Source organism: Flagellimonas maritima (assembly GCF_003269425.1).
GTDB classification, from domain to species: domain Bacteria; phylum Bacteroidota; class Bacteroidia; order Flavobacteriales; family Flavobacteriaceae; genus Flagellimonas; species Flagellimonas maritima.
The window spans coordinates 2,568,934-2,593,186 of record NZ_CP030104.1 but is presented as its reverse complement, the minus strand read 5'-3'; the positions used below and the strand labels follow the sequence as shown (position 1 = coordinate 2,593,186).

Genomic DNA, 24,253 nt, shown 5'->3' with positions numbered 1-24,253 from the left:
TTTTGTTGCTTATTCTAACCCTAACTAACTAAAAACTATGTCCCACAATATTAAGCCAGGCGTTGCTACAGGAGATGAAGTACAAGCAATTTTTGATCATGCCAAAAAACATGGCTATGCATTGCCAGCAGTCAACGTAATAGGATCCAATACAATAAATGCAGTCCTAGAAACTGCTGCTGAGCTAAATTCGCCGGTCATAGTCCAATTTTCCAATGGTGGAGCCCAGTTTAATGCGGGTAAAGGATTATCCAATGAAAATCAAAAAGCTGCTATTTTAGGAGCTGTTGCTGGAGCAAAACATGTACATCAATTGGCGGAAGCTTATGGGGCGACCGTTATATTGCATACAGATCATTGTGCCAAAAAACTATTACCTTGGATCGATGGACTTTTAGATGCCAGTGAGCAACACTATGCTTCAACAGGAAAATCTTTGTTCAGCTCGCACATGATAGATCTTTCCGAAGAACCTATAGAAGAGAATATAGAAATCTGTAAGGGTTATTTGGAGCGAATGAGCAAAATGGATATGACCCTAGAAATAGAATTGGGGGTCACTGGAGGCGAAGAGGATGGTGTTGACAATACCGATGTCGATGATTCCAAATTGTATACACAGCCAGAAGAAGTGGCCTATGCATATGAAGAACTTTCAAAAGTAAGTCCAAAATTTACCGTAGCAGCTGCGTTTGGTAACGTACATGGTGTTTACAAGCCCGGTAATGTAAAGCTGACTCCAAAAATTCTTGAAAATTCCCAAGAATTCGTCTCAAAAAAATACGGAGTAGGTCATAATCACATTGATTTTGTTTTTCATGGAGGTTCTGGCTCAACCGTAGCGGAAATTAGGGAAGCCATTGGCTATGGTGTTATAAAAATGAATATTGATACAGATTTACAATACGCCTTCCTTTCAGGGGTTAGGGATTACGTGCAGGATAAGTCAGGATATTTACAATCCCAAATAGGCAATCCAGATGGTGAAGACCAGCCCAATAAAAAGTTTTATGACCCAAGAGTTTGGTTGCGTTCTGGAGAAAAGGCCTTTGTTGAACGCTTAAAAAAAGCATTTGAAGACCTCAATAATATCAACACGCTATAAACATTCAGAAAGCCGTTTAACTTAATTTTTGATTCTATGTCATCTTGGTTTAAAAGAAAGGAAAAAGGAATACAAACTGCTACTGAGGAAAAAAAGGATACTCCAAAGGGGCTCTGGTATAAATCCCCTACAGGAAAAATTGTTGAATCCGAGGAGTTGGCAAAAAATTATTATGTAAGCCCAGAAGACGACTATCACGTAAGAATTGGAAGCAAGGAATATTTTGAAATTCTTTTTGATGACAATAAATTTAAGGAGCTTGATGAGAACATATCCTCTAAAGACCCTTTGAAGTTTGTTGATACCAAAAAATATTCAGAACGTTTGAAAGCTGCTCAGCAAAAAACCGGTCTAACCGATGCTATTAGGACAGCAGTGGGAAAATCAATGGGAAAGGAAATCGTTATTGCCTGTATGGACTTTAGTTTTATAGGAGGTTCCATGGGAAGTGTCGTTGGAGAGAAAATTGCCAGGGCCATTGACCATGCAAAAAAGAAAAAAGTACCATTTTTAATGATTTCGAAATCAGGAGGTGCCCGTATGATGGAAGCCGCATTATCACTGATGCAATTGGCAAAAACCTCTGCAAAGTTGGCTCAATTGGCTGAGGCTAAAATACCTTATATATCGCTGTGCACAGATCCAACTACAGGGGGCACTACCGCATCCTATGCAATGCTTGGCGATATCAATATTTCTGAACCGGGTGCTTTAATAGGTTTTGCAGGACCCAGAGTTGTAAAGGATACTGTGGGGAAAGATTTACCTGAAGGTTTCCAGACATCAGAATTTGTAAAAGAGCATGGGTTTTTAGATTTCATTACCCACCGAAAGGATTTGAAAAAAAAGGTCAATTTATATATTGATTTGATACAAAATCTACCCGTGAGAGAATAAAAGGTATTGATATCAGTTCGAGCGCAGCCGAGAACTATTTGTTTATTCAACATCTCAACTACGCTCGATATGACAATAACCGCTAAGTGATTGGTTAATTTTTCAAAAACCGTCTCAAGAATACTTCCCTTTCAGTGCCATCAGCTTGTGTTAATGTTCCTTGGGCATCGCAACTTCCATCGCCAAAATCAAGACTGGCAGTATTATCGTTTCTGGAAATCTCCAAAACTCCGCTAACAATAAATCTACAAGACAACTCTCTCCTTAAAGGCGTTATAACCTCTTTTATATAAACATTGCCCAGTCTACCAATGTAAGTTCTCTTACCGGTAATCAAGAAAACATTGTCTCCCCAAAAGCCAGAACCGTATCCCTCTATCCATTCTCGGGTTCTAGTCCCTTCAAAAGAAGCGGTTTCACCTTCAGGCCAAGTTGCATTAAAAGAAGCATCGGTTGTTGCCTGTGGGTTCCCGTTCCCATTGGAACGAACACGCACGACATTCGCGGTACCTTCAACTGAAACGCCATTAAATGTAAAGTTCTCTAAGCTCAAAGCTATATTTTTTGATGCTTCTTCCATGTTTTTGGCATAGCTCAAGTTAATGATTCCACTAAGAACGTTCCCATTGGGCAATTCACAACCATTACCAAAATCAATGGTTTTCTCTCTTGTTGTATCCGTTACAATTGACGTTACAACGACACAATCCGGTAAATAGTCAGAACTATAATTCTCTTTGGAAGTCATGGAAATTTCATCAGTAGCATACACATCCTCTGCAACGATAATGATTTCTTCGGAAATCATTTCCGCTTCGTCACTAAATTGTAATTCGGTAGAAGAAATTACTTCTGAACTTGATAAATCTTCGGTTGTGGCATCATCTTTATCACATGAGACGGCACTTAATAGTAAAATCACCATAAATAAGAAGGTGATTTTTGTAGAATTTAATTGTTCGATACACTTTTTCATAATGATTGAATTTTAGAGTTTGATCCTATGACATGAACAAAATCAAAAGGTTTAATTTCCAGTTAATTTTATTTTGAAAAAAAAGTTATCTTTGCACGCTGATTAGCTGTCCTGAGCATGTTTCAGGAACTGACAATCACATACATAAAAATCATTTAAATAAATATTGGAATGTATTTAACGAAAGAAGTAAAAGCTGAAATTTTTAAGAAACACGGCGGATCTGAAGGGAACACTGGTTCTACGGAAGGGCAAATAGCTTTGTTTACACACCGTATCAACCACCTAACAACACATTTAAAAAGAAACCATAAGGACTATAATACAGAGCGTTCTTTGGTAAAATTGGTAGGTAAAAGACGTAGTCTTTTGGATTATTTAAAGAAAAAAGATATTGAAAAATACCGTTCTTTGATTAAAGAACTTGGTATTAGAAAATAAAAAAATAAAGGGGAGCATCGCTTCCCTTTGTTTTTTACCCTTAACCGTGCATTGATTTCGATGAAGGGTATACAAATCCAGATAGATGTTGTCTGGTAAACACAAAAAGCTACAATTGGTTTTTCATTGGTCAACACAACAACACAACCCGACCGTCAGGAAGGCGGCAGACCAAATGTTTAACAAGTCCTTCTAGATTGAAGGCAACACAAAATTTTATGATTCCAAAAACTTTTAAAGAGGTCATTGACCTTGGTGACGGTAGGGAGATTTCCATCGAAACCGGAAAATTGGCAAAACAGGCCCATGGTTCTGTTGTAGTTCAATCCGGCAACTGTATGTTGCTATGTACAGTTGTTTCAAACTATAAACAAAGTGATGTTGATTTTTTACCGTTAACGGTAGACTACCGTGAAAAATTTGCCGCTGCCGGGCGTTATCCCGGTGGTTTTTTTAAACGTGAAGCCAGGCCTAGCGATGGTGAAGTCTTGACCATGCGATTGGTAGACCGTGTTCTTCGTCCTTTATTTCCAAAAGACTACCATGCTGAAACTCAGGTTATGATTCAGCTTATGTCCCATGACGAAGACGTTATGCCAGATGCAATGGCAGGACTTGCCGCTTCAGCAGCAATCCAACTTTCAGATTTTCCATTTGAATGTGCAATTTCTGAAGCAAGAGTGGGTCGTGTAAATGGCGAATTCATCATTAACCCAACCAGAGCCCAATTAAAAGAATCTGACATTGATATGATGATCGGTGCTTCTGCTGATTCTGTAATGATGGTTGAAGGAGAGATGGATGAAATTTCTGAAGAAGAAATGACAGAAGCCATCAAATTTGCGCATGAGGCCATTAAAATACAATGTGCCGCTCAAATAAAATTAGCTGAAGCTTTTGGAAAGAAAGAGGTAAGAGAATACGATCCTGAAAGAGAAGATGAGGAACTTGCCAAAAAAGTACATGACCTTGCGTATGATAAAGTCTACGCTGTTGCTAAAGCAGGTTCTGCAAAACACGAGCGCAGCGCCGCTTTTGATAATATCAAAGAAGAAATAAAAGCATCATTTTCTGAAGAGGAATTGGATGATTTTGGAGATTTAGTTTCAAAGTACTTCTACAAAGCAGAAAAAGCTGCGGTAAGAGACTTAACTCTTAACGATGGTCTACGACTAGATGGTAGAAAAACGGATGAAATCAGGCCAATTTGGTGTGAAATCGATTATTTACCCTCTGTTCATGGTTCATCTATATTTACAAGAGGGGAAACTCAGGCATTGGCAACAGTAACCTTAGGAACTTCAAGAGAAGCAAATAAAGTAGATATGCCGTCTTATGAAGGCGAAGAAACCTTCTATTTACACTATAATTTTCCTCCTTTTTCCACTGGTGAGGCACGTCCAATACGTGGTACTTCCCGTAGAGAGGTTGGTCATGGAAATTTGGCGCAGCGTGCCTTAAAAGGTATGATTCCTGAGGATTGCCCATATACGGTAAGGGTCGTATCCGAAGTATTGGAATCCAATGGGTCTTCTTCAATGGCAACGGTTTGTTCAGGAACAATGGCATTGATGGACGCCGGTATTCAATTGAAAAAACCTGTATCCGGTATTGCTATGGGACTGATTTCTGATGCCGATTCAGGAAATTATGCAGTTCTTTCCGATATTTTAGGTGATGAAGATCACTTGGGAGATATGGACTTCAAAGTTACAGGTACTGCTGATGGTATTACTGCCTGCCAAATGGATATTAAAGTCAAAGGACTTTCCTATGAAATTTTGGTTAAGGCTTTAATGCAAGCCAAAGAAGGCAGATTGCATATTCTCGAAAAATTGACAGACACTATTGATGCTCCAAGAGCGGATGTGAAATCCTACGCACCAAAAATTGTTACCAAAATTATTCCTGGAGAATATATTGGTGCCGTAATCGGTTCTGGTGGAAAAGTGATTCAAGAATTGCAAAAAGAGACCAATACAACAATTGTTATCAATGAAGATCCTGATACAGAAGAAGGTATTGTTGAAATTTTGGGTACAGGCCAAGAAGGCATTGATGCCGTTATTGCCAAAATAGAGGCATTAATGTTCAAACCTGAAGTTGGTAGCGTCTATGAGGTCAAAGTAATAAAGATGCTGGACTTTGGTGCTGTAGTCGAATATGTTGATGCGCCCGGTAACGAAGTATTGCTTCATGTATCAGAACTGGCATGGGAGCGCACAGAAAATGTTTCCGATGTTGTTAACATGGGAGATGTTTTTGATGTAAAATATTTTGGTCTTGATCCAAGAACCAGAAAAGAAAAAGTTTCAAGAAAAGCTTTGCTTCCAAAACCGGAAGGTTATGTTGAACGACCACCAAGAAATGATAGAGGTGGTGATCGTAGAGGTGGCGGTGACCGCAGAGGTGGAAATCGTGATAGAAAACCGAGAAGGGATTAATAATTTGTTGACATTTAAATATCTTAAAACCCTGAGGAAAATTCTCAGGGTTTTTTGTTTGTACAAATAAAATTCGAATAAATTTTATCAAATTGTAACTTTTTACATTTTCGTACGTATAACTTAATGAGCTTCGGTTCACAAACTTAATTTGAAAGAAAATTAGATGAGACAGTTAAAAATTACAAAACAGGTTACCAATAGGGAAACTGCATCGTTGGACAAATATTTACAGGAAATTGGCAAGGTTGATTTAATAACTGCCGATGAAGAAGTAGAATTGGCACAGCGAATAAAAGCGGGAGACCAGATAGCCTTGGAAAAATTAACTAAAGCCAACCTCAGGTTTGTGGTTTCTGTTGCAAAACAATATCAAAACCAAGGACTAACACTTCCAGATTTGATTAATGAAGGAAATCTAGGATTAATAAAAGCGGCACAGCGTTTTGATGAGACCCGTGGGTTTAAATTTATATCCTATGCCGTTTGGTGGATTCGTCAATCCATTCTTCAAGCACTGGCAGAACAATCCCGTATTGTTCGTTTGCCCTTGAACAAGATTGGTTCCATCAATAAAATAAATAAGACTTTCGCCTTTTTGGAGCAAGCACACGAACGCATCCCATCTGCGGAAGAAATTGCCAAAGAATTGGATATGACCGTTGAGGACGTTAAGCAATCGTTGAAAAACTCAGGTCGTCATGTATCTATGGACGCACCTTTAATTGATGGTGAAGATTCCAACTTATATGACGTGTTGCGCAGTGGTGAATCTCCAAATCCGGATAAGGATTTATTGCATGAATCACTTCGTACAGAAATTGAGCGTGCACTGGAAACCTTGACTCCAAGAGAAGCAGATGTTATCCGCCTATATTTTGGTTTGGCAGGCCAGCATTCCATGACTCTGGAAGAAATTGGTGAAACTTTTGATTTGACAAGAGAGCGTGTCCGCCAGATAAAAGAAAAAGCGATTAGAAGACTAAAACATACTTCGAGAAGTAAAATATTAAAGACGTATTTGGGGTAATTGCACGATTATCCCATAAATTACAGTTAAACAAACCTTAAATTTGTTTTTTGGCAAGAAAATTGTAATTTGTAATCCTACAACAGTTTATCATGACTGTTCGTTTTTTGATTGATGAATAAACTCCGGCTGATTACCGGAGTTTTTTCATTTATAACATTTACTAAATACTTCACAAACCCACAGATTTACTGACTTTTGTAAAGAATATCCTAAACTATCTAGACACATAAAAAGTATTTTCCAATTTAAGATAATCAGATGAGCCTACTTTGTTATGATTATATATAGAATCCATTTATTTACAAAACGTCTAAAATTTTTACACTACAGTTCAATTCTTGTTAAAGTTTTCCAACTTCTATCCATTTTAGAATTTCTTCCGTAAATATATTCCAAGTAGACATTAATTTAAATGGTTACAATATGAGCTTTACTATAGAAGTACGATTTTTAGGTGGATTAACACAAGGGCAACAGACTATTTTTGACGATGCAGCCAGCAGATGGGCAGAAATTATTACAGGTGATTTGCCACCAGTACAATTAGCAAATGGTGATATTATTGAAAATGTACGTATTGATGCCCAAGGAACCACTATCGATGGAGCTTCAGGAATTTTAGGCCAAGCTGGGCCAACACAATTAAGATCGGGAAGTTTTCTCCCCGCGACAGGCATCATGAGGTTTGATACAGCCGATCTGGCACGACTGGAAGCTGAAAACAGTTTGGTAGATGTTATTATTCATGAAATGGGACACGTACTTGGTTTTGGTACGCTTTGGTCTACTCAGTTTTTAAATTTAATATCTGGGGAAGGTTCAGAAAATCCAACATTTACTGGAATCAATGCCATACGCGAATATAGATTTCTAACAGGTGACGATAGCCCAGATTCAGTACCCGTTGCAAATACTGGCGGACAAGGAACAAGGGATGGGCATTGGAGAGAATCAACGTTCAATAATGAACTTATGACCGGTTTTATAAACGATGGCATCAATCCGGTTAGCAAATTGTCTGTAGCTGCTTTTGAGGACATGGGCTACATTGTGGATTATAACGCTGCCAATGATTATTCATTACCGGATTTGACACAATTAACATTAAAAGAGTTGAATGAGAACAATCAATGTAAAATGTGCAGTCGCACTATTTTAAGATGTAATCCTATAATACTCCCAGAAACTGCTTATATTAACTAAAATTTAAGTTCTAAGATTAAAATTTGTATAGTGGCTATCCTTGTTCATAGCTTTCATTAAAATGTTTAATTTTAAAAACATTTACCTAATAAGCTATGGAGTTAAATAAAACTCTTCTTTTCTTTTTTAGTGCATTGGGAGCATTTAATGGCTTAATCCTTGGTTTATATTTTCTTTGGTTTGCCAAACCAAAACATATCGCTACCAAGTTTCTCGGGGTTTTATTACTAATGATGAGCATTCGGATTGGAAAATCCGTTGTTTTTTATTTTAAACCCGATTTGGCTTTTATCTACTTACAGCTTGGCCTTTCTGCCTGTTTCTTTATTGGTCCATTTCTTTATTTCTATATAAAATCTGTAGTCGATGTCAAGAGCCGTATTACAAAAACCTGGAAGTATCATATTTTAATTCTCTTGCCCGTAATCATCATTGTAGGCTACATATATCCTTTTGAAACGAATATAGATCTTTGGAGACCTTATATTATTTATGGAATTTATACGCAATGGTTTTTTTACATCGTTGCATCCGGTTGGATATTGAGGCACACCATAAAGACCGTAGTACAAAAACCAAGAAAGTCAAACTCATTTCAAATATGGGTTTTAAGTGTTTTTGGGGGCAACCTGATTATTTGGTCAGCATACTACTTTACCAGTTTTACATTTTATCTGGTCGGGGCACTTACCTTTTCGTTTCTTTTCTATCTGCTCTCGCTCCTACTTTTTTTAAACCGAAAAAAAAATGGTGTCTTTTTTATGCAACCCCAAAAGTATGCAGATAAAAAAATTGAAACTTCCCAAGCAAAAAATCTATTTGAAAAATTGGATATTCTCATGAAAGAAAATGAGCTTTATAAAAATGCCAATTTAAAATCTTCTGATGTTGCAAAGAGATTAAAAATTTCAGTTCATCAATTATCCCAGTTGTTGAATGATAATGCTGAAAAAAGTTTTCCGATTTTTATAAATGAATATCGGATTGAAAAAGCACAGCAGATGTTGGCTTCAAATAGGCACCTTACCCTAGAAACAATTGGCTATGAATGCGGGTTTAATTCAAAATCAACATTTTATTCTTCTTTTAAAAAAATAATAGGTACCACGCCTGCAAAATATAAAGAACAATTGCAAGGTAGAAATTTATAAATCCGAACTACTATTTTATAATCCAAAATCAGTTTTTGGAAAAGTGTTTGCATTTTGCCGAAAACAAATTGGCAATGAAAAGTACACTTTTAATCATTTTACTATTGATTATAGCCTCTGGTTGTGATTCTAAAGTCACAAAACAGGAAGAACTAAAAAACTCAAAAAAAGTTCAAAATTCAAGTTTACAAAGAGACAGTGTATTATTCATTGTTTCCAATCAACATACATATGGAGATACGGATATCAATACTTCCAATCACTTTGCAGAAATAGTTTTGGCCTTTGATGTCCTTAAAAAAGAAGGATATATTATAGATTTTGTAAGTCCAGAAGGAGGTGCCATCCCAATAGGTTACCTCAACACTTCAGATTCAATTCAAAAAGAATATTTGTACGACTTCGAATTTATGAAACTACTGAAGCATACAAAAAAACCAAAAGAAATAGAATCCTTTAAGTATGCAGCTGTTTATTACGGAGGAGGGGGAGCTGCCATGTTCGGTGTGCCAGAGAACAGGGAAATACAACAAATCTCAGCGAGCATCTATGAAAAAGATGGAATAGTAGCAGCAATATGCCATGGTACAGCTGGGCTGGTACACTTAAAAACCTCTGACGGAAAATATATCTATAAAAACAAAAAGGTAAACGGATTTCCTGATGCTTTTGAGAATATAGAAGCGGAGTATTACAAACAATTTCCTTTTTCTATTGAACAAATTATTGAAGAACGTGGAGGTGATTTTGTGTATTCTAAAGATGGTTGGGACAATTACACTATTACTGATGGAAGGTTAATAACTGGACAGGACCCAACAGCTGCAGCATCCGTGGCCAAAAAAATAAGTAACGCTCTAAAAAACAGAAAAAAATGAAAAATACAATTACAGCAATGCTATTATTTACAGGAATACTTTTTACGTATTCCCAATCTGAAATAGAAAATATCAATAAAACATTATACGACTATATTGAAGGTACAGCTAATGGTGAACCTGATAGATTAAAAAATGCTTTTGATAAAAATTTCAATTTATATTTTGTTAAAAATGATTCTCTCAATATATGGTCCGGGAGAAAATACATAGACAATATTAAACCTGGTCAAAAAAGTAATAGTATTGGCAGGGTGCTTTCCATAGATTTTGAAGGTGACGCAGCAGTTGCTAAAATTGAAATCCTAATGCCTGGACCAAAACGAATTTATACGGATTATCTAATGCTTTTGAAAGTGAATGGCAGCTGGAAAATAATTCATAAATCATTTACTTTTAAAAACTATCATGAATGAAGGCTCCCAAAATACTATTTATACTGTTTTTTCTATTCATCTTCCCATTCGCTCAATCACAACTTTCCGAGAAGGAAGAAAAACAAATAAACAGCATTTTTGCTGAATGGAATAAAACCAACGAGCCTGGTATGGCCGCTGGTCTTTTATATGGTGAACAGATACAATATTTGAAAGGTTTTGGTACTGCCAATTTACAAACGAAAAAGGCTATCGACCCTAGAACCAAATTTCAAATAGATCATCTATCCAGACAGTTTACAATACTGTCTGTTCTTCTCCTTGAGGAAATGGGAAAATTAAGTTTGGACGACCCAATCCAAAAATATATTCCAGAACTACCAAGCTACCAGCACAAACTTACTATACAACACTTGGTAAACCACTCCAGTGGTCTAAACGATTATGATATATTAAAATTACTCTTGGGCAAAGAAGAAAACAACATTTTCACCCATGAAGATGCAATGCATCTGATAAGCACGCAAAACACATTAAATTTTATTCCCGGTACACAATTCTCGTATTTAACTTCAAAAACGGAAACCACTCTTTTAGCTGAAATCATTGCCAAAGCATCCGGTGAATCTTTAGCGGTCTTTGCATCAAAGAATATTTTTACCCCTTTGCAAATGACCAATACCATTTTTCTTGAAGATTATAATAATATTTTGCAAAACGTAGCCTATTCCTATCAATCCGAAAATGAAATCTTTAAAAAGAAAATATTGAATTTAAGTAATATTGGCCCTACTAATTTATATACTTCCGCAGAAGATTTACTCTTATGGTACAAGAAGCTTACTCAAGTATTGGACAAAACTTCAACATTGGATAATCTCATAAAAGAATTGGATAGACCAGTTAGGTTGAATGATGGTTCCACTTATAATTCATCTTGGGGGCAAATGACTTTGGGAAGGTCTTTCTATCATCTAGAAAGAGGTTTACCTACATACTGGCAGTATGGACGGGTAGGCGGTTATGGAACTAATGTATTTAGGTTTCCGCAGCAGAATCTTACTTCTTTTGTAATGGGCAATAATGACAGCTATAATGGAATGCCAGCAATGATGATGGCAGTTCATTTTCTAGAAGATAAGTTTCCCCAGCCAAGGGAAGTTGATTTGACCAAAATAAAATCCAGAAAAATAACCACTTCCGAGCTGAAAAAATACGAAGGATATTACTGGAACGCCGAACGTGCATTGGCACGAAGATTTTTTATTGAAGCAGATACATTAAGATATTCAAGACCTGAACAAGATATAGGACTTGCAACTGTACCACTCGATAAACAAAATAGTTTTCAATTAAAAGTGGAAAGTGACGATATTATTGTCTTTACATTTTCTGAGGAAAATGGCGAGGTAGTATATGATATTAAATCAGGAATTGGTACTCCTTACAGGTACAAAAAATATAACCCTATAAAGTATTCTTTAAATGAACTCAAACAATTTACCGGAAACTTTTATATCAAAGCATTGAACTGTGTTTATAGTTTTAATATTGAAAAAGATTCCCTTACTTTACATGGACCCGGAAATCAAATAGTTTCTTTTTTTCCAGTTACAAAGGATATTTTCAGAAGTAATGCTATCCAATTTGGCAGCGTCACTTTCAAAAGAAATTCAGAAGAAAAAATAATTGGTTTTCAAATTGATACTGACGGAATTCAAAAACTCTTCCTTACAAAAATTATCGATTAAAATCACGGTATCATCATGATAATGGAATTTATAAAGTAACCATTTCATTTCGCTACTTTTGTATTCACATTTTACAAAGTAAAACATGAATACTAAGGTTATTGCCCCTTCCCTATTGGCAGCAGATTTCGCTAACATGCAACGTGATGTTGAAATGGTGAATCAAAGCGATGCAGATTGGTTTCATTTGGATATTATGGACGGCGTTTTTGTCCCTAATATTTCTTTTGGTATGCCTGTTGTCCATGCCATTGCAAAACATGCCAAAAAGACTTTGGACGTACATTTGATGATTATTGATCCTGATAGATATATTAAAACATTCGCAGAATTGGGAGCCCATAATTTAACCGTACACTACGAGGCTTGCAATCATCTGCACAGAACTTTACAAGCCATAAAAGCTGAGGGCATGAAAGCAGGAGTGGCACTGAATCCCCATACTTCAATTAATCTCTTGGAAGATACCATTCAAGATATGGATTTGGTTTGTGTAATGAGCGTAAACCCAGGTTTTGGAGGTCAATCTTTTATTGAGAACACCTACCAAAAGGTGAATGACTTAAGAAATCTAATCGAAAAGAAAAACTCTAAGGCACTCATTGAAATTGACGGCGGAGTAAATGCGAGCAATGCCAAAAAACTGATTGGTGCAGGTGCAGATATCCTTGTGGCAGGTAGTTTTGTCTTTAAAAGCGAAAATCCAACAAACACCATAAAAAATCTTAAAGAATTGATTGCCCAATGAACATATTTGATGTTGTCATTATTGGTGGAGGACCTATAGGTATTGCTTGTGGATTGGATGCAAAAAAACAAGGTCTCTCTTATCTAATCATTGAAAAAGGTCCCATTGTCAATTCACTTTTTAACTATCCCATCAACATGCAATTCTTTTCTTCTTCGGAAAAATTGGAGATTGATGAAATTCCGTTCATAAGTAAAGAGGCCAAACCAAAACGTAATGAAGCGTTGGAATATTATAGAAGGATCGTAACTTCAAATCAGTTGAATATCCATCTATTTGAAAAAGTTACTCGTGTAACGAAAAATAAAGATTCCTTTTTGGTGGAAACTGAAAAGGATAAATATGAAGCCAAACATATAATAGTAGCAACAGGTTTTTATGATTTGGCCAATACTATTGATGTTCCTGGTGAGAACCTTTCAAAAGTTTCGCACTATTATAAAGATCCCCATTTTTACGCCAGTCAAAAGTTAGCAGTTGTTGGTGCCAGTAATTCTGCAATAGATGCTGCATTGGAATGCTGGCGCAAAGGTGCGGATGTCACTTTGATCGTTCGTGGTCCAGAAGTTGGGCAAAGGGTCAAGTATTGGGTTAGACCGGATATTATCAATAGAATAGAAGAGGGAAGCATAAAAGCCTACTATAATACTACGGTCAAGGAGATAAAACCGCGAGAAATCGATATAAATACACCTGATGGAATCGTTACTTTAGAGAATGATTTTGTACTCGCGCTTACAGGATACAAACCCAATTTCAAATTTTTGGAAGCGCTTGGAATTGAACTATCAAAAGATGAAAAAAGATTGCCCAACTACAATCCAGATACTATGGAAACTAACATAAATGGGCTTTTTTTGGCAGGTGTAATCTGTGGAGGTATGGAAACGCATAAATGGTTCATCGAAAATTCAAGAATACATGCTCCCTTAATTATAAGCACAATCAAAAAAAGTATGGGGTCAAAGGCTGAATAGCAAAATCCCTTATATTTTACTGTGTTTTTTATTCCAAGCAACAATACTTACAATGTTGTTTTCATAATTTGTAAATTTCCCTCAAGAAAATTTCCATGAACAAAATAGCGATAGCATTGCACGGTGGAGCAGGTACTTTGGTAAAGGGCCAAATGACCCCATCAAAGGAATTATTGTACAGGCAAACCTTGAAACTGGCCTTAAATGAAGGATATCATATACTCCAAAACAATGGAAGTGCTATTGAAGCTGCTACGGCATCCGTAGTCGTTCTTGAGGACTCCCCTTTGTTCAATGCTGGCAAAGGCAGTGTTTTTACTGCAAACGGATCACATGAAATGGATGCATCCATTATGGAAGGCAAGAATTTGAATGCGGGTGCCGTTTCATTGATTTCAGGAATTAAGAATCCTATTCTTCTGGCAAAGGATGTGATGGAAAAAAGCGAACATGTGTTCCTTGCAGGTACAGGTGCGCAGAAATTTGCCGAACAATTGAATTATACTATTGAAAACGAGGATTATTTCTTTGATGAACTGCGATATCAGCAATGGATGGAAATAAGGGATACCGATAATTTCCAATTAGATCATTCTACAAAAAAAGATTCTAAATTTGGAACCGTTGGTGCGGTCGCATGCGATATTGATGGAAATGTTGCTGCTGCAACCTCAACAGGTGGAATGACCAACAAACGTTTTGGTCGTGTGGGAGACAGTCCTATGATAGGCTCGGGAAATTATGCCAATAACCGAACTTGCGCCGTATCCTGTACCGGTAGTGGAGAATTCTTTATCCGAGGTGTTGTAGCCTATGATGTCTCCTGCCTTATGGAATACAAAGGATTTTCATTGAAAGAAGCTACCAGGGAAGTTGTACACCATAGACTTGCCAAAATTGGGGGCGATGGCGGATTGATTGCTATCGATACCAAAGGAAATATAGCCATGCCGTTTAATACTGAAGGTATGTACAGAGCTTGTAAAACCAAGACCAGTGAAAAAATCGCTATATACGCAGATTAGACCATGGGTGAGTCCAACGGTAATACATGAAGTTTTCGCTGCCTGATATTGAACCGGTCTCCATTTGCCAAAATATGGGTCTTTAGGTTAGAAAGTGACATTGGAGCCCCTTCTGATAATATTTTCTCATTATTGTGTTTAAGATTGCTTGGATCAAAGATGATAACCATTCCAGACCCAATTACCTCAAAAGTATTGCAGTTTTTTATAACCAGACCGGTATCTTCCGCGAGACCCACACCCAATAGTTCCGGGTATTTTGCAACGGCTTCTGCCAATCTCCCAAATCTTCCTCTTCGTATAAAATGGGAGTCAATAATTAGGTTGGGTATAAATCCCATACCTTCCGCCATACCTACAGCCCCTTTTATAAAGGACTCTTTACTGCTTCCGCCCGTAATCATTTCATGTGACATGCACATGGCTCCAGCACTGGTTCCGGCAATAACGAATTTTTCATTTTGATATCTGTCCAATAAAATTTTATGGATGGTAGTCCCTCCTATTTTTCGAATGATTTCGGATTGATTTCCGCCCGAAAACATGATACAATCAGCTTTTCCTGCCAAAGCTATATTCGCATGTTCTTCGGATTCTTCACGTTTTCTAATATCCATTATCCGAACATTGGTACAACCTAATTTACCAAAGGCTTTAATATAGTTTTGACCGACCTCATCAGGAATACTTGAAGCAGTTGGCACTACTACTATAAGAGCATCCGCACCACCGCTCTCTTGCACCACTCGTGCCAAGATTCCGTCGCCGATAAACTCTAAATTGTTCCGTTCATGTGTTTCAACTCCTTTATCCTCATTCCCCCCAATTGGAATCAATATTCCTTTAACGCTCATATTTTCTTCATTTGGGCAACAAAAATACGGTTATAGTTCAAAAAAAATATTATATCTTAAGCTTTTTACGATTTCTAACCAAACTCAAAAAACTATGAAGATAAGAGAGATAAATGCCATGCGCGGACCTAATTATTGGTCTGTTCGCCGTCACAAATTAATTGTAATGGTTTTAGATCTGGAAGCTATGGAAGATTATCCCTCAAATAAGATTCCCGGTTTTGGCGATCGTTTAAAAGAAATGTTTCCAAGTATGTATTCCCACCGCTGTTCCAAAGGTTGCAAAGGTGGTTTTTTTATGCGTGTTGATGAAGGTACATGGATGGGGCACGTTATAGAGCACATTGCCTTAGAAATACAGACTATGGCAGGTATGGATACTGGTTTTGGTCGTACTCGAGGCTATGGCGAAGAAGGAGTCTACAATGTAGTTTTTTCCTATATGGAGGAAAGCGTTGGACGTTATGCCGCCAAAGCTGCCGTTGCCATCTGTGAAGCACTTATTTCCGCAAAGGATTATGATTTAGATCCCGATTTACAGCGAATGAGGGAATTGAGGGAGGCCGAAAGATTAGGCCCAAGTACAGGTTCTATAATAGAAGAAGCAGAAAGCAGGGGCATTCCATGGATCAGATTGAACAAATACTCCTTATGCCAGTTAGGTTATGGTGCCAATCAAAAGCGTATTCAAGCTACGGTAACAAGTGAAACCAGTAGTATTGGTGTAGAATTGGCATGTGATAAGGAAGATACCAAATACCTTTTGGAACAGGCCGAAGTAGCAGTGCCCCGCGGAGATATCATAAGTAGGGAAAGTAGTTTAGAGTCCTCCTGTAATTATGTGGGATATCCTCTCGTCATAAAACCCATAGACGGAAACCATGGAAGGGGAATTACCGTGGATATAAACAACTATGAAGATGCACTAGAAGCTTTTCACGCAGCAAAAGAGGTGTCCAGACGGATAATCGTGGAAAGATATATAACTGGGGAAGACCATCGACTCTTGGTCATTAACAATGTGATGGTAGCAGCTGCCAAAAGAACACCCGCCCATGTTATCGGTGATGGAAAAAGTACTATTGAAGAACTGATTTTTGAGGTCAATAAAGACCCACGCCGAGGTTACGGTCATGAAAAAGAGTTGACCGTCATCACAATAAACGATCTTACAAAGACCATAATTGCAGATGCAGGGTACAAAGTGGATTCGGTATTGCCAGATGGTGAAAAACTGATTTTAAAGGATACCGCAAATTTAAGTACGGGAGGAACAGCAGAAGATATAACGGATAGAGTCCATCCTGCAAATGTTTCTATGGTTGAGCGCATTTCAAAAATAATAGATTTGGATATTTGTGGCGTGGATATCATGACCAGCGATATAAGCCAGCCATTATCGGAAACTGGGGGAGCAGTTTTGGAAGTCAATGCAGGACCAGGTTTTCGTATGCACTTGGCCCCAACTACAGGACTACCCAGAAATGTCGCAGCTCCAGTTGTGGACAAATTGTTTCCACAAAAGAGCAACGCAGGGAGAATTCCAATTGTGGCCATAACAGGCACGAACGGTAAGACAACCACAAGTAGATTGATTTCACATATTGCCAAGATGAGTGGTTACCGCGTTGGTTACACCACAAGTGACGGTGTTTATATTCAAAATAGATTGTTGATGACGGGGGATTGTACCGGGCCGACAAGCGCAGAATTCGTGTTGAAAGATCCAACGGTAAATTTTGCTGTTTTGGAATGTGCACGAGGTGGATTACTTAGGGCAGGACTTGGATTTTCCAACTGTGATATAGGAATAGTCACCAACGTTTCCGCAGACCATTTAGGCTTAAAGGGCATCAATACCATAGAGCAATTGGCAAGGGTAAAAGGGGTTATCCCAGAAACCGTACTGCCCGAGGGGTACGCTATATTGAACGCTGATGATGATTTGGTATACGATATGCGCAAAGGAATCACCTCTAATCTAGCGTTGTTCTCCATGGACGAAAACAATCCTAGAATAAGAGCCTTACAAAGAAAAGGTGGTATTACCGCGGTTTATGAAAACGGATATGTAACTCTTTGCAGGGGTACTTGGAAAATGCGAATCATGAAAGCTGAAAACATACCTTTGACCTATGGTGGAAAAGCAAAATTCATGATTCAGAATATTTTGCCTGCCGTAATAACAGCGAATGTAAAAGGTATTAGTATTGAGGATATGAAGGCCGCTTTGGAAACCTTTGTACCTTCAGCCTCACAAACACCGGGAAGGTTGAATTTATTTAAATTCGAAAAGTTTCAGATTCTTTTGGACTATGCACACAATCCTGCTGGAATGCGTGCTCTTAAAAAGTTTACAGATGAAATCGATTCGAACTTAAAGGTTGGAATAGTTGCAGGTATAGGGGACAGGCGTGAAGAGGACAATAATGAAATTGGTGCCGTAGCGGCGGAAATGTTTGATGAAATCATTATAAGGCAAGATAAACACCTACGTGGCAAAACGGAAGAAGAGCTTATAAAAATGCTGAAGGATGGAATTCTGAAAAAATTCCCTGACAAAAAAATCACTGTTATTCCTTCAGAGGACGAAGCAATTCGTTATGCAGTTAAGAATGCTGGAGAAGGAACGTTGATTGTCCTGTGTAGCGATGTTGTTCCGGACGCACTTAATCTCGTTAAGGAATTAAAAGAACAGGAGGCCAAAGGAGAACTGATACTTGATACCTAAAGTTTATAAGATGCGTTTAAATCCAATATAGGATTTTCTCGACTATCTTAATCAGCTTTCATATATTTCCCGTTTTCCATTCTAAGGATTTTTAATGGATTTCCATCCTTTAATTCATCTGGGAGAAGTACATCGGGAAAATTCTGAAAACATATAGGCCTGGTAAACCTGGTAATGGCTGCTGTACCCACAGAAGTCATTCGGGAATCTGTGGTCGCTGGAAAAGGCCCACCATGAACCATGGAATGGCATACCTCTACCCCCGTAGGAAAACCGTTGATCAGTAATCTGCCTACTTTTCGTTCCAAAATTTTCAATAAATCGACATTGGCCTGTAAATCTTCTTCGGTGCCGTGTATAGTTGCGGTAAGATGTCCGTGCAAACTTTTCGCAATTTTCAACATCTCTTCCCCATCTTGAGCATGTACCAAAAGCGTTGATGGTCCAAAAACTTCTTCTTCCAAAGTATTTTCACTCAAAAAATCCTTAGCAGATACCGAGAGAATTTCTGGAACACCCTGATTGTGCCCTTCTTTTTGTTCTCCTTTGGAAAGGGATGTTATGATTTCATTGGATTTTAATCTTTTTAGTCCAGTTTCATATCCTTCCTGAATAGAAGCTGATAACATTGTTGCCGATTCAGAATTGGAAATACAATTGTTTAGTTCTTCCTTGAAAAGAGATGTCTCATTTATATTTGGCACAATGGTAATGCCAGGGTTTGTACAAAACTGGCCAACGCCCATTTGAACTGAATCGGATAATCCTTTAGCAATGGTTTTATACTGCTCTTTTAAGGCATTGGAAAGAATGAATATCGGATTTACACTCCCCATTTCAGCATATACGGGAATCGGTTCCTTACGTCTTACCGCTTTATCATACAAAGCCTTACCACCTTTAAAAGATCCCGTGAATCCAATTGCTTTTATCAAAGGATGTTGGACAATGGCTTCCCCAACAGTGTTGGAAACTCCATGAAGCATAGAGAAAATACCGTCAGGCATATTGGATTTTTTGGCGGCTTCATTAATGGCCATCGCGACCAGCTCCGAAGTTCCCGGGTGCGATGGATGTGCTTTGACTACAATGCTACATCCTGCTGCCAAAGCGGATGCCGTATCACCGCCAGCCACAGAAAAAGCCAATGGGAAATTACTGGCCCCAAAAATTCCAACGGGGCCTAGAGATTTTTGCATATACCTAATATCCGGTCTTGGACTTGGTTTTCTATCAGGAACTGCAAAATCTATCCTTGCATCTACCCATGAGCCTTCTCGTAATACCGAAGCAAATAACCTTAATTGGCCCATAGTTCGTCCCAATTCTCCTTTCAACCTACCCTCTGGAAGTCCAGTTTCCTGAACACATAAACCGACTAAACCTTCTTCAAGTTGTGCTAATTCCTCAGCTATAGCTTCCAAAAAAGAAGCCTTTTCCTGTCCCGTTTTCTCACGATAGCCTGTAAATGCTTTTTCCGCTAACTCTATTGCTTGATTTACCTCATCAAGTGTGGCTTCATAATATGAGGTAATCAAACCTTCCCCTGTTGAAGGATTTTTGGCTTGGAAAGTAGTATCCCCTTTACTTGATCGATTATATCCTATAAAATTCCTGCCGCTAATATTAAATTTAAACATAGTGATTGTTTATTGAAGAAATTCTTTTCAAGATAAAATCTATTAATCTTGATTATATCCGCAATATAGTAATTGTAAATGCTAGAGAAATCAATAAGCAAGATTTGAAACCAATTAAAAAGCGCAGGGGAAATCAATGATTTCCCCTGCGTTTTTCTGCAATTCTAAGATTAACACTCATTTTTAGTGCTTTTTCTCAAGACCTATTTATTGCTAAAAAAGATTTTGAAGGTAGTGCCCTCCCCTAGCGTGCTTTCCACACTTATCTTTCCGTTCATGAGTTCTACCTGATATTTGGCAAGGTAAAGACCCATTCCTCTTGACTCCTTGTTGGCACTGAGGGTTTTGCCCAGCTCAAACAATTTATTTTTATTCCCTTTTAGATCCATTCCCATTCCATTATCCTCTATTGCTAAAATTGTATAATCATCGGTAACTTCAGCACTGAATATTACAACGGGATTTTTGCCTTCTCGTCTAAATTTAATTGAATTGGAAAGGCAATTGTTTAGTATACTTTCAAAATAAACAGGTATGGCCTTAACTTTTAAGTGATCAGGAATTTCATTTATAATTTTAGCTTTCTCTTCTTTAATGATTCCTGTTAAACCTTGTTCAACTTTGTAGATATAGTCATTAATGACCAAAGCTTCTTTTTTGATTTTGTTATTATTGCGAATAGAAACAATTTCACGAAGTCCCTTTATAGTACCCGTTAAGTTTTCCGTACTTTCTCTCATAATAGTGACAAGTTCGGATTGCTCTTTGCGTAATGTCTCTTTGTCTAGAAAATTTAATAATAAGGAAAAGTTGGCAGCATGCCCTTTAAGGTTATGACTTACCATATGTGTAAAGTTCACCAACTTCTCAATATTTGCGTTGGCTTCAGTTACTTGGTTTTTTAAATGTGCGATTTGTTTTTTGGTATTGGTAACATTCTCTACTATAGTCAAAACCCTAGTATTGTTTTCAGTGGATTGAATTAATTTACCTTTTAATTCAACAATGGATGATTTTCCTTTTTTATCTGTAAAATCAACAGTAAATGCACTGTAAGACTGTTTATTTTTTAGTTGTTTTATTATGGATGATTTTCTTCCTAAGCTTTCAAAGATGTTGAATGCACTGTGCAACTTTCCCAGTAATTCTTCTTTACCAAAACCTGTAAATATCGTTAAAGCATCATTTACATCTAAAATCCTTCCTGTTCTATAATCCGTTATTACCATTCCTACAGGAGAATATTGAAAAATATCGCTGTAATCCATTTTCTCGTTGGAGTCTCCATGAATATCCTCTTTAAATAAAACTTTATCTGTAATGTCTTGGATTGTTCCTATAATACGTGCACATTTGCCATCTTTGAACTTTGGCCTACCTATGGTATTTACCCAAAAAGTTTGGTTGTCTCTATCGCTCAGCTGAAGGTTTTCGTTCCATGAAGAACCATTTTCAATAGATTCTTCAATCAAAGTTTTTATACGATTTCTAGAATCTCCCCTTTTATAAAATAGAAGTGCTTGCTTTAAGTTCAATCTTTCCTTTGTGGAAACCCCAAAAATATCCTCAACAACGGAAGATAAAATGACCTCCCCGCTTTGAAGATTGTATTCCCAGCTCCCAATTCTTGCAATCTTTCCTTTTTCGTTCAAAAGATTTTTGGTCCTGTTCAATTCTAATTGCAGTTCCTTTGTCTTTGTGGCATCTTTAACCTTCACTACCACACCCAATCCTTTTCCATAACCATCTTTCCATGGACTTAAGTACCAGATAAAATTCTTCATCCCACCATTTTCAATCCTCACTTCATCCATTATCTGAATATCGTTCAAGCCTTCTTTTGCATACTGTAATTTTGTGTTCCAATCATCCGATAGACCAGGAAAAATATCGGAAAGAGTTTTACCCTTAATAAGATTTTCTTTCAACCCAAATCTTTTGAGCCAATTTTCTGTGGCATCTACTATTCTGGAATCTAAATCTAATAAAACAATTGAAGAAGGTAATTGTTTTAACCAATCACTATTTATTGGAGCATTGGGTATAGAAGTCGGATTATTGTCAATCATTAGGAGTATTTTCTCACAATTTATTTAAAAATTTATATGTTAATAGTATAATTTGTTGTGAATTTTATGCATCCTGTTGTAAAAAATAGTGTTTTGTGATGTCTGATCGATGAAATAATTCATTTTTTACTACGCAAATTACGGGAAGTATTTATGTACTATTGCAGCAATTGATTCGGTAGATAACGGTTTTTGCAGTATCTCATTTATAGCTTCGATCTTCTCAGCTTTTTCATTGTCCGATGGGCTCATTGAAGTTGATAAAAGAATTATGATGATATCATTCAATCCTTCTCTTCTTAGCATATTAAACTCTCTTAAAAATTCCCAAGCATCCATTATTGGCATATTTATATCCATGAACAAAATTTCGGGGAGGGTGTTTTCTGGAGCTTTTAAATAGGATAGAACATCAGGACCACTTTGAAAATCGAGTATATCATCTGTACATTCCGTTTTGGCAATAAATTTTTTATGTATAAAATTTGTTGCTGCGTTATCATCTAGCAACATAACTAGCTTCAGTTTTTTCCCCATTCTTTAGCAATATATTTTTAATCTAAAATCCAAAAGCTTTACACAGTTGCAAATTTGAATTGAACAGGCCATATAAAATCTAAGTAGATGTAAATTCAACTTTGGGTAAAAGTAAAAGAAGATTTGAAAGCAGTATTTTTCTTGTTAAAAATAATAAATATTATATATTCAATCAAAATTAAATCTTATATACATCTGAGTTTTTATTACTATGGTAGCAAATAATGAAATCCATAGTACGTAAAGACCAACCAAGTAATCAGTTATAGAAATTTTCAAAAAAAAAGATTACCTGAAAAGAAAGGTATACTCAAGTATTGTTTGAATCAATATTTTTGTTTTTAAGGCTATTGGAAAACAGAAAGTTATCAGATATTGCGGCATAACTTAAAAACTTTAATAATGTCCTTACTAACAATAATCTTAAATATTCTCTTGCCACCTTTAGCCGTATTTCTTAAACATGGCTTGGGTTCCACATTCCTTATAAGCGTTTTGTTGACATTACTGGCTTGGCTTCCAGGGGTTATCCACGCATTTATAGTGAATCAATAAGTATAAGTCAAGAAAACTTAAATTCTATTTAAATAATAAAATAGTATTATAATATCCCCATCAGTTTATTTTCCCCTTTGAAACCATCTTAATTTTAAGATGGTTTCATCATTTATAAAGTTTCATAATTATAATTAATCTTCATTAACAAACAGTCTCTTAGCAAGGTTGTTATATTGAAAATCATCTAAAAGAGACAGCTATTATTTTATTTACGTGGTGTTCTCTAGAAAAAATTGGGAAAACATGGTAGAAACAATTACGCCTGAAAAATAGACTTAAGTCTATTTTTAATATGATTGATTAAAATAAGGAACGGGATGTCATTGACATCCCGTTCCTTTATTAAATTAAAAAAGCAATTTAAGATATTGCCTTTCTATTCAGCCTATCTTCTGCCATATCGGTAAGCTTTTCATCAGCTTCATATTCCTCATCGAGCGTCGTGCTCAATATTTCCGCTACCTGATCTAATTCCAATTCCTTGGCAAACCTGACCGCTGTTCCATAACCGGAAATTTCATAATGTTCAATTCTCTGTGCCTCTGCAATTAATCCGGCATCCCTTACATCTTCTGACGCATCTTCTTTTAGAAAATGCTCTGCTTCATTAATCAGGCCCTTCATTGCCTTGCATTCTTCACCTGTTGGACTTATTCCCAGCTTATCACAAACCTCCACGATCCGATCACGTTGTTGATTGGTCTCAATAAGATGACTTTCAAAAGCATCCTTTAGTTTTGAATCATTGGCAGCATCACGCATTTTGGGCAAAGCTTTCAATAACTGATCTTCAGCACTATATAAATCTTTGATTTGATGTTCCAATAAATCTCTCAATGTTTTCATTTTTTTAAATTT

At 36.9% G+C, this 24,253-nt stretch carries 21 protein-coding genes; 15 read left to right on the top strand and 6 right to left on the bottom strand.

The window, feature by feature from the left end; all coding sequences use genetic code 11:
• Window positions 1-37: 37 nt before the first annotated feature.
• Together fbaA and accD are read left to right on the top strand one after the other, a co-directional pair.
• Window positions 38-1,105, top strand: a complete 1,068-nt coding sequence (gene fbaA, locus HME9304_RS11445) for a class II fructose-bisphosphate aldolase (RefSeq protein WP_112378728.1) — start codon at window positions 38-40, stop codon at window positions 1,103-1,105.
• A 36-nt stretch (window positions 1,106-1,141) separates the two neighbouring features.
• Window positions 1,142-2,002 (top strand): acetyl-CoA carboxylase, carboxyltransferase subunit beta, encoded by an 861-nt coding sequence (accD, locus tag HME9304_RS11440; protein WP_112378727.1) that lies wholly within the window; start codon window positions 1,142-1,144, stop codon window positions 2,000-2,002.
• A 94-nt stretch (window positions 2,003-2,096) separates the two neighbouring features.
• Here the strand turns inward: accD and HME9304_RS11435 are convergent, their stop codons facing one another.
• Complete coding sequence (locus HME9304_RS11435; RefSeq protein WP_112378726.1) at window positions 2,097-2,978, bottom strand: hypothetical protein; 882 nt, start codon at window positions 2,976-2,978, stop codon at window positions 2,097-2,099.
• Window positions 2,979-3,149: 171 nt separating this feature from the next.
• Here HME9304_RS11435 and rpsO point away from each other — a divergent pair, with 171 nt between their 5' ends.
• The 11 genes from rpsO to HME9304_RS11380 all read left to right on the top strand — a co-directional run bounded on the left by rpsO (window position 3,150) and on the right by HME9304_RS11380 (window position 15,006).
• Window positions 3,150-3,419 carry a 30S ribosomal protein S15 gene (gene rpsO / locus HME9304_RS11430; RefSeq protein ID WP_112378725.1) on the top strand — a complete coding sequence of 90 codons (270 nt, stop codon included), beginning with the start codon at window positions 3,150-3,152 and terminating at the stop codon, window positions 3,417-3,419.
• Between the two features lie 218 nt (window positions 3,420-3,637).
• On the top strand, window positions 3,638-5,863 hold the full coding sequence (locus HME9304_RS11425; protein WP_112378724.1) for a polyribonucleotide nucleotidyltransferase: 2,226 nt from the start codon (window positions 3,638-3,640) through the stop codon (window positions 5,861-5,863).
• A gap of 166 nt (window positions 5,864-6,029) precedes the next feature.
• The gene (locus HME9304_RS11420) at window positions 6,030-6,893 is read left to right on the top strand and encodes a sigma-70 family RNA polymerase sigma factor (RefSeq protein ID WP_055393867.1); all 864 of its coding nucleotides are present in this window, start codon (window positions 6,030-6,032) and stop codon (window positions 6,891-6,893) included.
• A gap of 426 nt (window positions 6,894-7,319) precedes the next feature.
• Window positions 7,320-8,099: a leishmanolysin-related zinc metalloendopeptidase gene (locus HME9304_RS11415; protein WP_112378723.1), complete on the top strand. Its 780-nt coding sequence runs from the start codon at window positions 7,320-7,322 to the stop codon at window positions 8,097-8,099.
• A 95-nt stretch (window positions 8,100-8,194) separates the two neighbouring features.
• Window positions 8,195-9,250, top strand: coding sequence for a helix-turn-helix domain-containing protein (locus HME9304_RS11410; RefSeq protein ID WP_112378722.1), 1,056 nt, complete (start codon window positions 8,195-8,197; stop codon window positions 9,248-9,250).
• 35 nt (window positions 9,251-9,285) lie between these two features.
• Entirely contained in the window at window positions 9,286-10,128 is an 843-nt protein-coding gene (locus tag HME9304_RS11405; RefSeq protein ID WP_112378721.1) for a type 1 glutamine amidotransferase domain-containing protein, read from the top strand.
• Window positions 10,125-10,544 carry a nuclear transport factor 2 family protein gene (locus HME9304_RS11400; RefSeq protein ID WP_239023256.1) on the top strand — a complete coding sequence of 140 codons (420 nt, stop codon included), beginning with the start codon at window positions 10,125-10,127 and terminating at the stop codon, window positions 10,542-10,544. The genes HME9304_RS11405 and HME9304_RS11400 overlap by 4 nt, the downstream gene beginning before the upstream one ends.
• Window positions 10,541-12,256: a serine hydrolase domain-containing protein gene (locus HME9304_RS11395; RefSeq protein ID WP_112378720.1), complete on the top strand. Its 1,716-nt coding sequence runs from the start codon at window positions 10,541-10,543 to the stop codon at window positions 12,254-12,256. The genes HME9304_RS11400 and HME9304_RS11395 overlap by 4 nt, the downstream gene beginning before the upstream one ends.
• Window positions 12,257-12,341: 85 nt before the next feature.
• Window positions 12,342-13,004, top strand: coding sequence for a ribulose-phosphate 3-epimerase (rpe, locus tag HME9304_RS11390; protein ID WP_112378719.1), 663 nt, complete (start codon window positions 12,342-12,344; stop codon window positions 13,002-13,004).
• Window positions 13,001-13,981 (top strand): YpdA family putative bacillithiol disulfide reductase, encoded by a 981-nt coding sequence (locus HME9304_RS11385; RefSeq protein ID WP_112378718.1) that lies wholly within the window; start codon window positions 13,001-13,003, stop codon window positions 13,979-13,981. The genes rpe and HME9304_RS11385 overlap by 4 nt, the downstream gene beginning before the upstream one ends.
• A 95-nt stretch (window positions 13,982-14,076) precedes the next feature.
• Window positions 14,077-15,006, top strand: a complete 930-nt coding sequence (locus HME9304_RS11380) for an isoaspartyl peptidase/L-asparaginase family protein (RefSeq protein WP_112378717.1) — start codon at window positions 14,077-14,079, stop codon at window positions 15,004-15,006.
• On the opposite strand, the gene HME9304_RS11375 is transcribed toward HME9304_RS11380, so the two are convergent.
• On the bottom strand, window positions 15,003-15,860 hold the full coding sequence (locus HME9304_RS11375) for a cyanophycinase (protein ID WP_112378716.1): 858 nt from the start codon (window positions 15,858-15,860) through the stop codon (window positions 15,003-15,005). The two genes, HME9304_RS11380 and HME9304_RS11375, sit on opposite strands and share 4 nt — an antisense overlap.
• 94 nt (window positions 15,861-15,954) lie before the next feature.
• On the opposite strand from HME9304_RS11375, the gene cphA reads away from it, so the two are divergent.
• Window positions 15,955-18,591: a cyanophycin synthetase gene (cphA, locus tag HME9304_RS11370; RefSeq protein ID WP_112378715.1), complete on the top strand. Its 2,637-nt coding sequence runs from the start codon at window positions 15,955-15,957 to the stop codon at window positions 18,589-18,591.
• Between the two features lie 47 nt (window positions 18,592-18,638).
• Here the strand turns inward: cphA and HME9304_RS11365 are convergent, their stop codons facing one another.
• From HME9304_RS11365 to HME9304_RS11355, 3 genes are all read right to left on the bottom strand, one after another.
• Complete coding sequence (locus HME9304_RS11365; protein ID WP_112378714.1) at window positions 18,639-20,231, bottom strand: aldehyde dehydrogenase (NADP(+)); 1,593 nt, start codon at window positions 20,229-20,231, stop codon at window positions 18,639-18,641.
• Between the two features lie 203 nt (window positions 20,232-20,434).
• Window positions 20,435-22,300 carry a PAS domain S-box protein gene (locus tag HME9304_RS11360; protein WP_112378713.1) on the bottom strand — a complete coding sequence of 622 codons (1,866 nt, stop codon included), beginning with the start codon at window positions 22,298-22,300 and terminating at the stop codon, window positions 20,435-20,437.
• Between the two features lie 138 nt (window positions 22,301-22,438).
• Complete coding sequence (locus HME9304_RS11355) at window positions 22,439-22,837, bottom strand: response regulator (protein ID WP_112378712.1); 399 nt, start codon at window positions 22,835-22,837, stop codon at window positions 22,439-22,441.
• Window positions 22,838-23,239: 402 nt separating this feature from the next.
• Here HME9304_RS11355 and HME9304_RS11350 point away from each other — a divergent pair, with 402 nt between their 5' ends.
• Window positions 23,240-23,392 carry a YqaE/Pmp3 family membrane protein gene (locus tag HME9304_RS11350; RefSeq protein ID WP_112378711.1) on the top strand — a complete coding sequence of 51 codons (153 nt, stop codon included), beginning with the start codon at window positions 23,240-23,242 and terminating at the stop codon, window positions 23,390-23,392.
• A gap of 363 nt (window positions 23,393-23,755) precedes the next feature.
• On the opposite strand, the gene HME9304_RS11345 is transcribed toward HME9304_RS11350, so the two are convergent.
• Complete coding sequence (locus HME9304_RS11345; RefSeq protein ID WP_112378710.1) at window positions 23,756-24,241, bottom strand: YciE/YciF ferroxidase family protein; 486 nt, start codon at window positions 24,239-24,241, stop codon at window positions 23,756-23,758.
• Window positions 24,242-24,253 lie beyond the last annotated feature (12 nt).

Bases quoted from the DNA above. Each gene is read 5' to 3' on its own strand.
- accD (WP_112378727.1), top strand. From the start codon at position 1,142: ATGTCATCTTGGTTTAAAAGAAAGGAAAAAGGAATACAAACTGCTACT.
- HME9304_RS11350 (WP_112378711.1), top strand. From the start codon at position 23,240: ATGTCCTTACTAACAATAATCTTAAATATTCTCTTGCCACCTTTAGCC.
- HME9304_RS11345 (WP_112378710.1), bottom strand. From the start codon at position 24,241: ATGAAAACATTGAGAGATTTATTGGAACATCAAATCAAAGATTTATAT.
- HME9304_RS11415 (WP_112378723.1), top strand. From the start codon at position 7,320: ATGAGCTTTACTATAGAAGTACGATTTTTAGGTGGATTAACACAAGGG.
- HME9304_RS11385 (WP_112378718.1), top strand. From the start codon at position 13,001: ATGAACATATTTGATGTTGTCATTATTGGTGGAGGACCTATAGGTATT.
- HME9304_RS11365 (WP_112378714.1), bottom strand. From the start codon at position 20,231: ATGTTTAAATTTAATATTAGCGGCAGGAATTTTATAGGATATAATCGA.
- HME9304_RS11410 (WP_112378722.1), top strand. From the start codon at position 8,195: ATGGAGTTAAATAAAACTCTTCTTTTCTTTTTTAGTGCATTGGGAGCA.
- rpe (WP_112378719.1), top strand. From the start codon at position 12,342: ATGAATACTAAGGTTATTGCCCCTTCCCTATTGGCAGCAGATTTCGCT.
- HME9304_RS11420 (WP_055393867.1), top strand. From the start codon at position 6,030: ATGAGACAGTTAAAAATTACAAAACAGGTTACCAATAGGGAAACTGCA.
- HME9304_RS11375 (WP_112378716.1), bottom strand. From the start codon at position 15,860: ATGAGCGTTAAAGGAATATTGATTCCAATTGGGGGGAATGAGGATAAA.
- rpsO (WP_112378725.1), top strand. From the start codon at position 3,150: ATGTATTTAACGAAAGAAGTAAAAGCTGAAATTTTTAAGAAACACGGC.
- HME9304_RS11380 (WP_112378717.1), top strand. From the start codon at position 14,077: ATGAACAAAATAGCGATAGCATTGCACGGTGGAGCAGGTACTTTGGTA.
- HME9304_RS11435 (WP_112378726.1), bottom strand. From the start codon at position 2,978: ATGAAAAAGTGTATCGAACAATTAAATTCTACAAAAATCACCTTCTTA.
- cphA (WP_112378715.1), top strand. From the start codon at position 15,955: ATGAAGATAAGAGAGATAAATGCCATGCGCGGACCTAATTATTGGTCT.
- HME9304_RS11425 (WP_112378724.1), top strand. From the start codon at position 3,638: ATGATTCCAAAAACTTTTAAAGAGGTCATTGACCTTGGTGACGGTAGG.
- HME9304_RS11395 (WP_112378720.1), top strand. From the start codon at position 10,541: ATGAAGGCTCCCAAAATACTATTTATACTGTTTTTTCTATTCATCTTC.
- HME9304_RS11400 (WP_239023256.1), top strand. From the start codon at position 10,125: ATGAAAAATACAATTACAGCAATGCTATTATTTACAGGAATACTTTTT.
- HME9304_RS11360 (WP_112378713.1), bottom strand. From the start codon at position 22,300: ATGATTGACAATAATCCGACTTCTATACCCAATGCTCCAATAAATAGT.
- HME9304_RS11355 (WP_112378712.1), bottom strand. From the start codon at position 22,837: ATGGGGAAAAAACTGAAGCTAGTTATGTTGCTAGATGATAACGCAGCA.
- fbaA (WP_112378728.1), top strand. From the start codon at position 38: ATGTCCCACAATATTAAGCCAGGCGTTGCTACAGGAGATGAAGTACAA.